The organism is Collinsella sp. TF06-26, assembly GCF_002232035.1.
In the GTDB taxonomy this organism is placed as follows: domain Bacteria; phylum Actinomycetota; class Coriobacteriia; order Coriobacteriales; family Coriobacteriaceae; genus Collinsella.
Genome location: NZ_NKXR01000007.1, coordinates 15,963 through 30,208, shown reverse-complemented (window position 1 = coordinate 30,208; position 14,246 = coordinate 15,963). Strand labels below are relative to the sequence as shown.

Sequence of the window (14,246 nt, the reverse complement as noted above, 5' to 3'; positions counted from 1 at the left end):
CTTGTCCTTAGGCAAGCTTGCGAGCGAGCTCTCGCACCTCTTTCAACTTGGGCGAGGATGCCATGCTGTCGCGCTCGGTCATACCGCTGATGGTGACAATGCCCTGGTCCTCCCACTTGCAGTACGCGCAGGTTGACTTGTACATAGCGATCGCCGCATCATAGACACCCTCGCTGTGGCTATCGAGTAAAAGGGCCGTCTTGGTGAACGGGAATCCCGTGGCACCGAAGGCGTACAGGCGGTCGATGGCGGTCTTTTCCTGCGCAGTGATATCAAACCAGTAGATAGGCGAAGCGAAGACAACCATGTCGGTGTCTTTCAGCGACTCAATCACGTTGGCCATGTCATCCTTCTGCACGCAGACGCCCTCATGGGCGAAGCAGTACTGGCATCCCAAGCAGCCGGCGATCTTCTTGCTGGCAACGCGGATGACCTCGACCGTATGGCCGCCCTCACGCGCGGTCTCGGCAAACGCCTCGACCATGGTATCGGTATTAGCGCCCTTACGCGGGCTGCCGCTCAATACAACGATATTCATAGGATTCCCTCTCCCTCATGCTGCAGGCGCGCAGCATGCTTTCTTGTAACCAAAACGAATGGTGTTAATCAATCGCCAGCAGGCCATATCTCTTGTTCAAGTTCCCTAAAGAAGCTCAAGACGATTGCGATTGCCTTATACAACGTCGAAAATCAAAGAGGGCCCATAGCAACGCCACCTACCTGAAATGACATGCGGTCAAGACGAGCTACGAGGATCGTGACGAGCCGATACCGCCCGCATGCCCCCTTCGGAATAGGCGCTGAGCAGCTCCTGAGCGTGAGCAAACTCGGGCCCTCGCCTCCAACCGAGCAGGCGGTTGACCGCGAGATTTCCCTGGACGTTGTGGACGAAGAGCAGATAGGCGTCCTCGCGCGAAAGCCCAGTCTCCTCCATGATCGAGGGAACCATCTGCTCGGCGCCGCGCTCGACGACGCGCTGTGCCACCCGGGCGTACGCGTCGTCATCCGAGTAGAGCAGATAATAGTCATCGTTTGCCGGCGGACGCTGGCAGAGGGCACCCGCCTCCGTTCCCTCGAGCGGCGGCACCGCCGCCAAGGCCTCGTCGATAAGCGCGTCGAGCAGGGCGAACTTGTCCTCGTAGTGCAGATAGAACGTGCCACGGTTGATATCGGCGCGGCGGCAAATATCCGCTACCGTCATCTTCGCGAAGCCGACCTCGGCCAGCAGCGCGAAGAACGCCTCCCGTATGACCGAGAGTGTATAGCGTCGGCGACGATCGATCTTCCCCGCTTCCATTACCCCTCCAATTGCAACGCTCGACAATGCCCGGCAAACGCTCGTTTATCGACAGCAGGCCGAAGCTGTTCATTGCTCTTAAGCAAATCGACATGGATACTTTTTATAGACACCTGTTTATAATAGCTGAAAGAAGGTATCCAGTGACCCTGTACGAGCAGCTCGTTATCGAGCTCACCAACCGATCGTTTTCCCTTCATGCCGCCTACCGCAGCGGCAGCACGCCCTATGAGCTGAGTGACCGCGAGCCCGAGCCCTACGACCAGCAAATCGAGGACTTCGCCCGTATGATCGAAGAAGCCGATTGCGTGCTGGTGGGCGGGGCCTCCGGGCTCTCCGCGGCGGGCGGCGGCGACTTCTACTACGAGGACAACGCGACCTATCGCAAGCATTTCGGCAAATTCGCCGAGCGCTACGGTTTCAAGGGCGCTTTCGAGGGGTCGTTCTACCGCTGGCCCACCGCCGAGGCGCGCTGGGGATACCTCGCCACCTTCCTCGACACCACGCTCAACGCCCCGCTGCGCAAGCCCTACAGGGACCTCGACGCCATTCTCGCCGAGAAGGATTTCTTCGTGCTCACCACCAACCAGGACACGCAGTTTGTGAAGCTCTATCCCTGGGAGAAAGTGGCAGAGATCCAAGGCGACCACCGCTTCTTTCAGTGCTCCCGCTGTTGCACCGACGCGGTGTGGGATGCGGTCGAGCCGGTCTCCAACATGGTAGAGGCCATGGGAGACGGCCTTGAGGTTCCGACAGAGCTCGTGCCGCGCTGCCCGCACTGCGGGGCAGAGGCGTTCCCCTGGGTTCGCGGCTACGGCAACTTCCTGCAGGGCGAACTCTACGAGGAGCAGTACCGCAAGGTGTCCGAATGGCTCGACGCGCACGCACGGCAGAGGATCCTCTTCCTCGAGCTGGGTGTGGGCCGCATGACGCCCGCGTTTATCCAGGAGCCGTTCTGGGCCCTCACGGCGCAGTTACCGCAGGCCAGCTACATCGCCGTAAACAACAAGACGCAGTTTCTCCCCCGCGCGATCGAGGATCGGGGGCTCGCCGTTCGCGCCGACATCGCCGACGTGCTCGCCGACGTGCGCAAGACGCTGGGGAGGTAGCGCATGGAGACGGCGAAAGCAGTTCGCATAGGCAGGGCGCTAGCCGAAGCGGATCTTGTCATCATCGGCGCTAGCAACGGACTCGACATGGCGGAGGGGCTCAACCTTTTCTGCGCCGATGCTCATTTCCAAGAGGCGTACGGGGACCTCGCCCAGGCAGACGGCATCGGCTGCATACTGCAGGGGCTCGCTTCCCCGGATGCCAGCGTGCGACGCCGATGGGCCGAGCGGTTCCATCAAAAGGAGTATCTCGAATATGAGCCCGGCTCGCTCATGAACGGGCTGCGGCGTCTTACGGAGCACGCCGACACCTTCGTGGTCACATGCAACATCGACGGGCACTTCGCGCGCGCCGGGTTCGACGAGGAGCGCGTGCTCGAGACGGAGGGGAGCATACGCACGTCGATCGACGAGCGGCGTCTCGCCCATCCAGACGCCCTCGCCACGGCCCAGCTCGAGGAGCTCGAGCACCTTGTGCAAGCCCATCGCAACGGCAGGGTCGCCATCCTCGAACTTGGCGTGGGACTGCGTAACGGCGTCATAAAGCGCATGCTCGCCCAGATCGCGAACGCCTGCGAGCACGCCACCTACATCGTGTTCAACTACGGCCAGGCCATGGCGCCCGACGCTTCGTGCGAGACGATTCTCGTTGACGGCGATATGGCCCCGGCTTTCGAGGAGATCGCCCGATGCCACCCCTAGAAAGAGAAGCGCGTAGGCTTCGAAGCCTTATCGACGATGCCGACGCCATCATCGTCGGCATCGGCTCGGGCATGTCGAGCGCCGCCGGGTTCAACCATTACAACCGCGCGGGCATGGCGCGCGCAGGAATGGCGGACTGGCAGCAAGCCTTTGGCTTCAAGAGCCTTTTCGACGGCTTCTACCACCTCTACCCCAGCCTCGAGCAGCAATGGGCATACTATGCGCGATACATCGACTTCATGCTGCGCGAGCCGGACTCGCAGCCCTATCTCGACCTACGGTCCCTCATCGGCCATAAGGACTACTTCATCCTGAGCACCAATGTGGACACCCAGGTCGAGAAGACGTTTCCCGACGAGAGAACCTGTAACTATCAGGGAAGCTTCGCGCACCTTCAGTGCAAGCAGCCATGCTGTGACGAGCTCTTCGACGCGAGCCCCTACGTCGAACGCATGCTCGCGGGCATGGCGGGGTTCGTGGTCCTCAGCGAGGATATCCCCCGATGCCCGCATTGCGGCTGGCAGCTTGTGCCGTGGGTGCGCGATGACACGTTTCTGCAGGGTGCGGCCTGGCGCGAGAGCCTCGGACGATACGAGCGCTTTGTGTGCGAGCACAGCGATCGCCGCGTGCTGTTGTTGGAGCTCGGCGTAGGCGAGATGACCCCCGGCATCATCACGCTCCCGTTCTGGAGCATGGCCGCAAAGCTGCCGGATGCGCACCTGCTGAGCGTGAACATCTCGAGCGGCTCCGCTCCGTTGCAACTTGGAAGCAAGGCGGAGGCGATCCAGGCCGATTTGGGCGCCCTGCTCTCGGTGGCGCGGGCAGGTGGCGAGTAACGCGGAGCGGTAGACGCGCAATGAGGTTTTAGCCGCAGCCTCCGAACGAGAGGGCTCGGAGGCTGGTATTCCTGAATCGCAGGTCACGATGGGTTATCGGAATCGCGAAGAGCGGATACCGCCAGTAAGCCCCCTTCGGAATAGGCGTTGAGCAGCTCCTGGGCATGGGCGAACTCGGGGCCTCGTCGATAAGCGCATCGAGCAGCGCGTACTTATCCTCGTAATGCAGATAGAACGTTCCCCGGTTGATCTCGGCGCGGCGGCAGATGTCCGCCACCGTCATCTTCGCGAAGCCGACCTCGGCCAGCAGCGCGAAGAACGCCTCCTGTATGACCGAGAGGGTGTAGCGCCGCCGGCGGTCGATCTTGGTTTCTCCCATCGCCTCTCCAATCTGAGTCGTTTGACAATGTCCAGTAGCTGTTCGTTTATCGACAGGTGCACGCGTTTGTTCATTGCCCCTGCGAAAATCAACAAGGATACTGTTTATAGACACCTGTTTTTATAGCTGAAAGGGAGCACGGATGACCCTGTGCGAGAAGCTCGGCATCGGGCTTGTCAGCCGATCGTTTTCCCATCGGGCCGTCTATCGAAACGGCGGCACGTCATACGATTTGAGCGATTGCGAGCCTGCTGCTTGCAAGCAAGATATCGAGGCTTTTGCCCGCAAGGTGGGGGAGGCTGATTGCGTGTTTACGGGAGAGGCAGGTAGGCAGGCGTTATGAGTATCTGCATCAAAAATCAGATTCAGAATATGAATATCGTCATCGGCTGCACGGTGGGGTGTCCATATTGCTATGCCCGTAACAATGTGAAACGTTGGCATATGATTGACGACTTCGCTGATCCTGCGTTCTTCCCGAGCAAGCTCAAGATGATGGAAAAGAAACGCCCGCAGAACTTTCTCCTTACCGGCATGAGCGATCTCTCCGGGTGGAAGCTGGAATGGCGAGACGAGGTATTTGCAAAGATCCATGAGAATCCACAGCATCAGTTCCTGTTCCTGACCAAGAGACCCGATTTGCTGGATTTAGATACCGACCTGGAAAACGCATGGTTCGGCGTTACGGTGACGAGGAAAGCGGAGCTGTGGCGTATCGACGCCCTTCGGAAAAACGTCAAAGCAAATCACTTCTTCGTTACTTTTGAGCCGCTATTCGACGATCCCGGTACGGTCGACCTTTCCGGAATCAACTGGATCGTCGTCGGTACCATGACCGGGGCGCAGAGCAGGAAGGTTCATACGGAACCGGAGTGGGCATGGTCTTTGACGGACCAGGCGCACGCGCTTGGCATTCCAATGTTTATGAAGGAAGACCTCGTCTCTGTCATAGGGGACGAAAACATGATTCAGGAATTGCCGGAAGAATTCGAAAGAGTGCTGGAGGTGCAGAGAACATGGCGGAAGTGATCGATGGAATCCTCATCAATGAGGTGGAAGCAAAGAACATCATGACCAAGTCCAGCCTGCCGGTAGGCGGCTACTCGGTCAATCCCTATGTAGGCTGCACGCATGCCTGTAAGTATTGCTATGCCTCCTTTATGAAGCGCTTTACCGGACACAAGGAGGAATGGGGCACCTTTCTTGATGTGAAGCATTGGCCGGAAATCAAGAATCCGAAGAAATACGCTGGACAGCGGGTGGTTATCGGTTCTGTGACGGATGGCTACAATCCACAGGAGGAGCGATTCGGGAATACCAGGAAACTCCTGGAGCAGCTGATTGGCAGCGATGCAGATATTCTGATCTGCACAAAGTCCAATCTTGTGGTACGGGATATCGATCTGCTGAAGAGGCTTGGACGAGTGACCGTTTCATGGTCGATCAACACGCTGGATGAGAACTTCAAGAACGATATGGACTCCGCGTCGAGCATCGAGCGTCGTATCGCTGCTATGAAGCAGGTGTATGACGAAGGTATCCGTACGGTCTGCTTCGTGTCCCCGGTATTTCCCGGCATCACGGATTTTGAGATGATTTTTGAGCGAGTAAAGGATCGGTGCGATTTGTTTTGGCTCGAAAATCTCAATCTTCGGGGTGGTTTCAAAAAAGCGATCCTGGATTATATCGCCGAGAAACATCCCAATCTCGTACCGCTTTACGATGAGATCTATAACAAGCGCAACCGTAGCTATTTTGAAGCGCTTGAATTAAAAGCCGAGGAAATGGCCAAGAAGTACGATTGCCCCTTTGTGGACAACGAAATGCCTTATGGCAGAGTCCCCCAGGGGCATCCGGTGATCGTGGACTACTTCTATCACGAGGAAGTCCGAGGGTCGGATAATAGCGGAAAAAGAAATCGTTAAACGGAAACCGACGACGATTCGCTCGAGCGATTAGCGTCCACGCGTGGCTTCTGCCGATTGGCGCAACGGGCGACGGATTAAGGGATCGTTCGGGCGGATGATCCCGCTGCAGTACAGGCGGTCGCTCAATTTGGCGGCATGAGCGTTTTCGCACGGAAAACCAGTATCCCCTGTGCCGAGTTTAAACGTAGCGAATACAATGGGCACTGAGCATCAATCGAAAGTGGTCGATGGAGATGGATATGCAACTGGCAACCGAGCGGCTGATACTGCGCCCGTGGGCCGAAACGGACGCAGAGGACCTGTACAGATACGCGAAGGACGACAGGGTGGGGCCGATTGCCGGCTGGCCGCCTCACTCGAGCGTTGACGACAGCGCCGAAATCATCCGCACCGTGTTTTCCGCGCCGGAGACGTACGCCGTTTGCCTGAAGGAAGACAACAGGGCCATCGGAAGCATAGGGTTGATGATTGGCGCGCGGTCCGACAAGGAGATTCCGGACACTGAGGGAGAAATAGGCTACTGGATCGGCGTCCCGTTCTGGGGCAAGGGGCTGATACCGGAGGCGGTTCGAGAGCTCGTCCGCCATGGTTTCGAGGACTTGAAACTGGACAAAATCTGGTGCGGGTATTTCGACGGGAACGAGAAATCGAAACGCGTTCAGGAAAAATGCGGCTTTGTTTGGCACCACACCCGCAAGGACGTCTGCTGCGAGCTGATGGGCGACATCCGTACAGAACAGATCACTTGCCTGACGAGAAGTGATTGGCTGAGTCAGTCTAAAGCTTGATATGCAACATGGGTTCTGCGAGCAGCTCGCAAACCCCAGGTCGCAAGTCTTCGTCAGCGGTGAGCAAAGTGAGTGGTCTCAGGTGGCTTGCCTATGGGCTGGCGCGCAGGCTGGGGCTTCGCCATTGGAGCGATCGTTTCATGTACTTGCCTTTTCGCACAGCCCATGATTTAAAAATAATTGGTTTTCCGCAAGCAAGGCTTCCAAGTGCCAGGGACGTTTTCCCCGGCTTTTTCTTATCCAGTTGAGCGCACTTGCCGTCCAGGTCGTCAGATAACGAAGGCAAGCAGCATAGTCATTGGGATCGTTCTTAAATGACTAGTCGTTAAAGAACGTCCCCGACCACTAACTATCGCAAGTGACGAAATCGGGCAGGCGGATGCACGAGATAAAGTTGAAGTCGTCTTTCCTCGTGTAATCGATCTCGCCATCGGCGCGGTCTTGCCACCAGAAGCCCTCGAGCGGCGGCACGACGAAGTCGAAATAGCCTTCGATTTCCCGCAGGCCTTTCTTCGACATCTTTATGGTATAGGCAACGCCGTAGAGCAGCGGCAACGCGTTCTGCTACGCGCCGCCTTCGGCATTGGGATCGCCCTTGCCCCGCACGGCAACGTAGCTCATAGACGGAACGATCAGAATGCTCGGCTTGTCAGGCGGTTTGCCCGCGATGTTGTAGCGCACCGTAGACGCTGATGGAGATGGCTGCGCGCAGGCACGAGTGCGCCGCCGCACCTCATGGCCTGTTTCTCGGGTATTTGGGGCGCGCGGCGTTCAAAAATGCGGAGCGACTCCGCATGGCTCGAGACTGAGCCGAGGTGCCCTACTTCTCGCCCTCCAGCAGCCCCACGATACGGTCGATGTCGACGGCAAAGCGAGGCCTTCCCTCGCGCTCGTAGCGATCGAGGTATGCCTGGCACTCGGAGACAATGCGCTTGGTATTGCCGTCGATGATGTGCTGGAGCGTCTCGTAGTAGGCCGAGCCCTCGGTCCTGAAGCGGCGCTGCCCCTACAGGTGAGCGATACTCTACGCCTTGCGGCACCCCGTCGCCCACGGAGGTTAAACGTGCACGTAAGCCGTACTCTGAAAGCCGCGGCTTCCGGCAAGTAGTTTTTACCACGAAAACTCGCCTTAGATGCGCGTAGCTCTCGAAATAACACTCGCCGAGCCGTTACTTAACCGCCGACCTCGCTTGATGCAGAGGACATTGGGGCAACGATAATGCGGATGAGTGCCGTGGATTCAAGTGGGCCTCGTGCCGTCCTTTCTGCGTTCATGCGCCCGTCTTCATTGCCTGAACTAAATTCCCCAAATAGAGCGTTATGGAGCGCATCGCGGCGTTACATGAAGAAGCCCCAGATAGCCAATTCTACCTGGGGCTTCATTGCTATTCACTACCTTTTGTGACGTGCCGTTTTAGACCCTCGGCTACTCCCACTCGATGGCGTCGGTTCTGCCGTCCCGTCATTCCAGTTACACCCAGTTTTCGGCATCGACACGGAACGCGTGCCGCCGAATGACGCGATGTCGCGTTTCGTCGGCTTTGGGGACAAAAGTTGGGACAACCTCAAAAAACTTTTTTCAAACTCAGGGCTTTGAGTTTTTGTTTTTGTCCCAAAGTGCGCGGCGGGTCGCCTTTGGAGGCTCGATGGCGCCGAAAACGCCCGTTTTGAAACTCAACCGCCCTTTTGCCTGCAAGCCGCCAGCTGCAATCGCAAGTGAATTAACGCGGGGGCTTGCGCGCCATTTGCAAAACCCCAGGTCGCAGGTCTTCGCCATTCGTGAACAAAGTGAGTAGTCTCAGGTGGCTTGCTTATGAGTTGGCGAACGGGCCTTCAGGATTCAGGGCAAACATGCTGGTAGAATAGGATTCTCAAATCAATGACAGGAGACCGAGCATGGCCGAACCCCACGATAGGAAGCCGATCCTCACGATCGAGCAGCAGATAGAGCACCTCAAGCAGAAGGGCGTAGCCTTCGAGCTGTGTTCCGAGGAAGAGGCCGCGGACTACCTGCGCGACAAGTGCAACTTCTTCAAGCTCGCATCCTACCGCAAACTCTTCTCGAAATACGAGGGAGGCCCGCGCGACGGCCGCTACGTAGACCTCGACTTCGGCCAGCTGCGCTTGCTCGCGGCGCTCGACCAGGAGCTGCGCCACGCCCTGCTCGGCATGACGCTCGACATCGAGCATTTCCAGAAGGTGACACTGCTTCGCGAGATGGAGGACCGCGGAGAGGACGGCTACGCCATCGTGGCCGACTACATGGCATCGCTTACCGCTGCAAACAGGGAGTACCGCCTGCGCGAGCTCAAGATGAGCGGCCGCAGCCCCTACAGCTCGAGCCTCTACGCGAAGTACTCCGGCGACATGCCTGTCTGGGCCTTCCTTGAGCTCACCTCGTTCGGCACCCTCATCGACTTCGTGCGCTTCTGCGCCAGGCGATGGGGCGACAGGCGCCTCGAGGCCTCCCACTACGACCTCAAGCGCGTGAAGTCCGTCCGCAACTGCGCCGCGCACGGCTCGTGCCTGATCAACTGCTTCGCCGAGAGGGGCGCCGCCCGGGGCTCGGCGTCCAGCGGCGTCTCCCGAAGGGTCGCCGCCGTGGGAATTCCCAAGGCGACCAGGAGGAAGTGGATGGGGAACACGGCCATGCAGGAGGTCGCGACCGTGCTCGTGGCGCACTCCGGCTTGGTACCCGAGGGCTCCTCGCGCTCGCGCGCCGCATCCGAGCTCGCCGGGATGTTCGCCAGGGCCGACGGCGAAACCGAGGCGCTGCCCGACAAGGGGCCCGACGCCGCAGCTCGCTCCGCGCTCGAGTTCCTTCGCAGGTTGACAGAATCGCTCGGGTTGGTAGAATAGCCTGCAGATAGCAAAACCTTCACGGTTTTAGGGGCGGACTTGCGCAAGCGACTCTGCCCTATTTTTATATTCACTCGCTATAGGAGACGGGTGATACCTGGGTCAATGACAGAACTGAGAGGCCCGGAATAATGGAGCCAGTTAGAAACCCTCGGGTTTGCGGGGCGGGATCGTGAGAGCGGTTCTGCCCTATTTTTTTCCTCCGTCTGCCCCAAACCAAGTAGTTCGAAGATAGCCTGTAGGTGTCCTCATGGGTGCCTATTATTTTTCAGGGAATCAGACGCCCGTTCATGAACGCGGCCATCGGCCGCTTCATGAACGGGCGACCGGCTTGACTTGGATCGAACCGCCTTCATCCCCGTCTAGGCGCCGGCAATCAACACCGTAAATCCGCGCGTGCTACAATGCGGGCACCAGAGATGAAAACACAGTCCCCGTCGGGTAGTCGTGGGCGTGCGGGAGCCCGCATCAGCAACCTGCCTCCTTGGTTGTCCCTTCTCTGCATGGTCATCTACATAAAGGAGGAGCCAGCCATGCAGATCAGCGTGTCGTCCGCCCTGACCGTGTATCACGACGGCCAATTCTGAGTCGGGCTGGCGGAGCACGTCGAGGACGGAAGGTACGGCGTCGTCCGCATCGTCTTCGGTGCAGAACCGTCCAATGAGGAAATCCTGCAATTCGTTACAAGCAAATGGGCGAAGCTCTCGTTCTTCGGTGACGAGGCCACGGAAACAAGCAAGCCCGCGAAGAATCCCAAGCGACGCGCTCGCGAGGCAGCGAAAGCCCTTAAGCGGCCCGCGGTGAGCACCAAGACACAACAGGCGCTCGCGAATCAGCGGGAGACGATGAAGCGGGAATCGGCCCAAGCAAGAAGCCAGCGTCGCGCGGACGAGGCGGAGGCGCGCTTCGAGCAGCGAAAACTGAAGCGCAAGCGGAAGCATCGCGGTCATTGATCGCCATGTGCAGCAAGGCAAACCATATACAGCAGTGGAGCCAGTTCCACTTGAAGCCGACGCCGCGTAGACGCTAATGGTGACGGCTATGCACGGGCACGGGCGCGCCGCCGCACTTCACAGCTTGTTTCTCAAGTATTTGGGACGCACACACGGCGTTCAAAAATGCGGAGCGACTCTGTATGGCTCGAGACTGAGCCGAGGTGCCCTACTTCTCGCCCTCCAGCAGCACCACGATGCGGTCGATGTCGACGGCAAAGCGAGGCCTTCCCTCGTGCTCGTAGCGGTCGAGGTATGCCTGGCACTCTGAGACAATGCGCTTGGTGCTGCCGTCGATGATGCGTTGGAGCGTCTCGTAGTAGGCCGAGCCCTCGGTCCTGAAGCGGCGCTGGTAGGCCTGGTTATGGGGAACATCTTGATGTAGTGGATGCCGTGGCGGCAGTTGGGGCGCGTCGTGGGGCGGGGTGGCAACGCAAAGTACTGGTCTTTGGGCACGTTAGGGGCGATGTTGGAACGCAGCGGCACGGCGAAGTCCCTGCGCTTCCCGCGGAAACGCAGCCTCACCACTACGATGCAGGGACGATTGTGCTTAAGCATGAGCTCGCGGTCGCCCTCGGCGTGGTCGAAGAAGTCCTGGGGATGGATACAATCTTCATCGGTTACGCCCCCTTCATACGAAGCGGGGCCCGCATCGCTGCGGGCCCCTACAGGTGGGCGATATTCTACGCCTTGCGGCACCCCGTCGCCCACGGAGATTAAACGTACACGTAAGCCGTACTCTGAAAGCCGCGGCTTCCGGCAAGTAGTTTATACCACGAGAGGTCGCTTTCAATGCGCATAGCTCGCAAAATAGCACTCGCTGGGTCGTCACCCCTGGCAGCAACCTTCCAATCTTCATTGAAGTCAGCAGGTCAATTCATATAGTCATGGGGGTTTATCCTAAAGGGAATCAAATTAATACCCCCATAACTAAGGAATTTTCTATTCCCACTCAATGACTAGGGCCCTGGTGTAATTGGCTGGATCACCGTTCCGGGAACCGGTATCGACCTACCTGTCCGCCGAGCTCTTTCTTCAGCTCCAGCCTAGTATCTGATTCGCGCCGTTATAAGCGAAAACCGAAGAGATGCGTCTTAGCCAAGAAAAGAAGGTTAGCCTCATCTTACTGCATGATTCGTGTGTTATAGTTAGATGACTCTAACTGTTTGGGGGCGACAGCCATGCACGAACGCGAGGGTTTCTGGGACAAGAGCGCCGGTCGGTATGACCGTTTCATGCGAAACGACCGGGCGGCGTATGAGAAGATGTATGGGCTGATCCGGCCGGTAGTGAAAGCAAAAACCGTACTGGAGGTCGCCACCGGCACGGGGCTTATCGCAAAGAGCATCGTGAATGCGGCGGCGCACATCGAGGCTACGGACGCCTCTGCAAAGATGATCCTTGAAGCGAAGCGGGACAATCAATCCGCAAAGCTGCACTTTTCCGTACAAGATATGTTCCGCCTGCCCTATGCACAGAAGTCCTTCGAAGTGGTGATCGTGTCCAACGCACTTCACATAGTGCCGCATCCGGAAAAGGCCCTGCACGAAATCAGGCGGGTGCTGAAGGACGACGGCGTGCTCATCGCGCCAACCTTCACCCACGCGGGGAACTCGGTTTCCGGCAAGGCAAAAGCCTTTTTCATGAGTATGGCGGGATTCCCCCTCCACAGCAGATGGACAAGCGAGGAATACCTGCGTTTCCTGCGTCAAAACGGCTGGGCGGTGCGGAAAAGCGCGGTGCTGAAGGCCTCGTTCCCGTTGACCTATGCGGAATGCACGAAATCGGAGGGGCCAGATGTCGTTCTTTGAAAACACCCGCAAGCCCGTGGGCCTCGGCGGAAAACTAATGGTTGCCATGATGAACCTGGGCCACAGCCCTGTGGCGCGGTGGGGACTTCAGTTTCTACGACTCACGCCAAACGCAAAGGTGCTGGATTGCGGCTGCGGCGGCGGGGCAAACATAAAACGGCTGCTGAAAAAATGCCCGTATGGCGTCGTCAAGGGCATCGACTATTCGCCCGTCAGCGTGGAGAAGGCTAGAAAGCTCAACCGAACTGCAATTCAGGAGGGGCGTTGCGCCGTCTTGCAAGGCAGTGTGGCGGATATGGCGTTTGAGGATAGCTACTTCGATGCCGCCACGGCCTTTGAAACCGTCTATTTTTGGCCTGATTTGCCCCGATGCTTCCGCGAGGTCTGGCGGACGCTGAAGCCAGGCGGGACAATTCTTATCTGCAACGAGAGCAATGGCGATACGGACAAGGACGAGAGGTGGACGCAGATCATCGGCGGCATGACCATCTACAAGGACATTGAATTAAAGGCATGTCTGGAGCGGGCGGGTTTTCACGAGGTGCAGATACACAAAAAGAAAAAGTGGCTCTGCGTCACGGCGCGGAAGTAGGGGCATCAAGCACGGGTATTTTTGCATCCATCCTGCACATGGCGATAGGCATGACGGTCATAGCGGCTATGCTGGCGGCAATTATGACAGTTTTTATTCACTGAGGAAGAAACCTATGAAATGTAAAATTGAGAAAAACACCGTGCAGGAGACGCTGATCCTCCCGCTGTATTCCCGGAAGCTGTGTACGGAGTTGTACCCGAACCTTTACAGGGATGAAACAGCGGTTCGTCTGCTCGACCAGATCGACTACGACTTTTCAGAGGCAGAGAAAAACTCCCGCAGCCTGATGCAGCGCTTTGGTGCGCTGGAGGTGGCCACACGGCAGAGTGATCTTGCTTTCGAGGTGCGGGATTACCTGAAAGACCACCCCAATGCGGCGGTGGTCAATCTGGGCTGCGGGCTGGACAACACCGGCAGAACCTGCGACAACGGTAGATGCAAGATCTACAATCTGGACTTCCCGGATGTGATTGCCTTGCGGCAGCAGCTGCTGCCCGCCGGGGATCGAGAACAAAATATCCCCTGCGACCTGAAAGACACCGCATGGTTTAGCAAAATCGATGCCTCCCGCGGGGCGGTGTTCTTTGCCTCCGGGGTGTTCTATTACTTTCTGACCCAGCAGGTCCGGGAACTGGTGCGGGGGATGGCGGACGCTTTCCCCGGCAGTGTGCTGGTCTTTGATGCTGCCAATCGGACGGCGGTAAAGATGATCGCAAAAACATGGCTTAAGACTGCAAAAATCAAGGATGTGGGGGCATATTTTGCGGTTTCGGATGCCGCCAAGGAAATCGGCACGTGGGACAGCCGTCTGCAGGTCACAAGTCGCGGCTATATGCTGGGCTACAACGATTTGAGAGACTCTTCTGTCAGCTGCTTTTTCCGGTTTCTCGCAAGGGTCGGTGACAACGGGATGAAAATGCAAATCGTGAAAATAAGATTTTGAGAGGCGA

General features: G+C 57.9%; 15 protein-coding genes and 1 pseudogene. 12 read left to right on the top strand and 4 right to left on the bottom strand.

Translation table 11 applies throughout. The features are described 5' to 3' along the window. Nucleotides 1-7: 7 nt before the first annotated feature. Both CHY22_RS05350 and CHY22_RS05345 read right to left on the bottom strand, forming a co-directional pair. The gene (locus CHY22_RS05350) at nucleotides 8-538 is read right to left on the bottom strand and encodes an NAD(P)H-dependent oxidoreductase (RefSeq protein WP_055252412.1); all 531 of its coding nucleotides are present in this window, start codon (nucleotides 536-538) and stop codon (nucleotides 8-10) included. 198 nt (nucleotides 539-736) lie between these two features. Then, nucleotides 737-1,297: a TetR/AcrR family transcriptional regulator gene (locus CHY22_RS05345; protein WP_089572815.1), complete on the bottom strand. Its 561-nt coding sequence runs from the start codon at nucleotides 1,295-1,297 to the stop codon at nucleotides 737-739. A gap of 92 nt (nucleotides 1,298-1,389) precedes the next feature. Here CHY22_RS05345 and CHY22_RS05340 point away from each other — a divergent pair, with 92 nt between their 5' ends. From CHY22_RS05340 to CHY22_RS05330, 3 genes are read left to right on the top strand one after another with little or no spacing between them, the layout of a single operon-like run. After that, the gene (locus CHY22_RS05340) at nucleotides 1,390-2,406 is read left to right on the top strand and encodes a hypothetical protein (protein WP_055252415.1); all 1,017 of its coding nucleotides are present in this window, start codon (nucleotides 1,390-1,392) and stop codon (nucleotides 2,404-2,406) included. Nucleotides 2,407-2,409: 3 nt separating this feature from the next. Then, on the top strand, nucleotides 2,410-3,108 hold the full coding sequence (locus CHY22_RS05335; protein WP_089572814.1) for a hypothetical protein: 699 nt from the start codon (nucleotides 2,410-2,412) through the stop codon (nucleotides 3,106-3,108). Continuing rightward, a complete protein-coding gene (locus CHY22_RS05330) occupies nucleotides 3,096-3,944 on the top strand; it encodes a hypothetical protein (protein ID WP_089572812.1) in 849 nt (282 codons plus the stop codon). The genes CHY22_RS05335 and CHY22_RS05330 overlap by 13 nt, the downstream gene beginning before the upstream one ends. A 28-nt stretch (nucleotides 3,945-3,972) precedes the next feature. On the opposite strand, the gene CHY22_RS05325 is transcribed toward CHY22_RS05330, so the two are convergent. Beyond that, on the bottom strand, nucleotides 3,973-4,323 hold the full coding sequence (locus CHY22_RS05325) for a TetR/AcrR family transcriptional regulator (RefSeq protein ID WP_089572809.1): 351 nt from the start codon (nucleotides 4,321-4,323) through the stop codon (nucleotides 3,973-3,975). 142 nt (nucleotides 4,324-4,465) lie between these two features. Here CHY22_RS05325 and CHY22_RS05320 point away from each other — a divergent pair, with 142 nt between their 5' ends. From CHY22_RS05320 to CHY22_RS05305, 4 genes are all read left to right on the top strand, one after another. Further along, nucleotides 4,466-4,666 carry a hypothetical protein gene (locus CHY22_RS05320; RefSeq protein WP_089572807.1) on the top strand — a complete coding sequence of 67 codons (201 nt, stop codon included), beginning with the start codon at nucleotides 4,466-4,468 and terminating at the stop codon, nucleotides 4,664-4,666. After that, on the top strand, nucleotides 4,663-5,352 hold the full coding sequence (locus CHY22_RS05315; protein WP_055252677.1) for a radical SAM mobile pair protein A: 690 nt from the start codon (nucleotides 4,663-4,665) through the stop codon (nucleotides 5,350-5,352). Before CHY22_RS05320 ends, CHY22_RS05315 begins: the two co-directional genes overlap by 4 nt. Beyond that, nucleotides 5,340-6,248, top strand: a complete 909-nt coding sequence (locus tag CHY22_RS05310; protein ID WP_089572804.1) for a radical SAM mobile pair protein B — start codon at nucleotides 5,340-5,342, stop codon at nucleotides 6,246-6,248. The genes CHY22_RS05315 and CHY22_RS05310 overlap by 13 nt, the downstream gene beginning before the upstream one ends. Before the next feature lie 242 nt (nucleotides 6,249-6,490). Then, a complete protein-coding gene (locus CHY22_RS05305; RefSeq protein WP_089572802.1) occupies nucleotides 6,491-7,039 on the top strand; it encodes a GNAT family N-acetyltransferase in 549 nt (182 codons plus the stop codon). Nucleotides 7,040-7,396: 357 nt separating this feature from the next. Here CHY22_RS05305 and CHY22_RS05300 read toward each other — a convergent pair. After that, nucleotides 7,397-7,720 (bottom strand): annotated as a pseudogene (locus tag CHY22_RS05300) (transcriptional regulator); the annotation flags it as partial. Nucleotides 7,721-8,935: 1,215 nt separating this feature from the next. Here CHY22_RS05300 and CHY22_RS05295 point away from each other — a divergent pair. From CHY22_RS05295 to CHY22_RS05265, 5 genes are all read left to right on the top strand, one after another. Further along, nucleotides 8,936-9,898, top strand: a complete 963-nt coding sequence (locus tag CHY22_RS05295; protein WP_089572800.1) for an Abi family protein — start codon at nucleotides 8,936-8,938, stop codon at nucleotides 9,896-9,898. Between the two features lie 593 nt (nucleotides 9,899-10,491). Next, complete coding sequence (locus CHY22_RS05290) at nucleotides 10,492-10,851, top strand: YjdF family protein (RefSeq protein WP_255413288.1); 360 nt, start codon at nucleotides 10,492-10,494, stop codon at nucleotides 10,849-10,851. 1,220 nt (nucleotides 10,852-12,071) lie between these two features. Then, the gene (locus CHY22_RS05275; protein ID WP_089572793.1) at nucleotides 12,072-12,701 is read left to right on the top strand and encodes a class I SAM-dependent methyltransferase; all 630 of its coding nucleotides are present in this window, start codon (nucleotides 12,072-12,074) and stop codon (nucleotides 12,699-12,701) included. Then, on the top strand, nucleotides 12,688-13,293 hold the full coding sequence (locus CHY22_RS05270; protein ID WP_089572791.1) for a class I SAM-dependent methyltransferase: 606 nt from the start codon (nucleotides 12,688-12,690) through the stop codon (nucleotides 13,291-13,293). Before CHY22_RS05275 ends, CHY22_RS05270 begins: the two co-directional genes overlap by 14 nt. A gap of 115 nt (nucleotides 13,294-13,408) precedes the next feature. Beyond that, on the top strand, nucleotides 13,409-14,239 hold the full coding sequence (locus CHY22_RS05265) for a class I SAM-dependent methyltransferase (protein ID WP_089572790.1): 831 nt from the start codon (nucleotides 13,409-13,411) through the stop codon (nucleotides 14,237-14,239). Nucleotides 14,240-14,246: the final 7 nt, after the last annotated feature.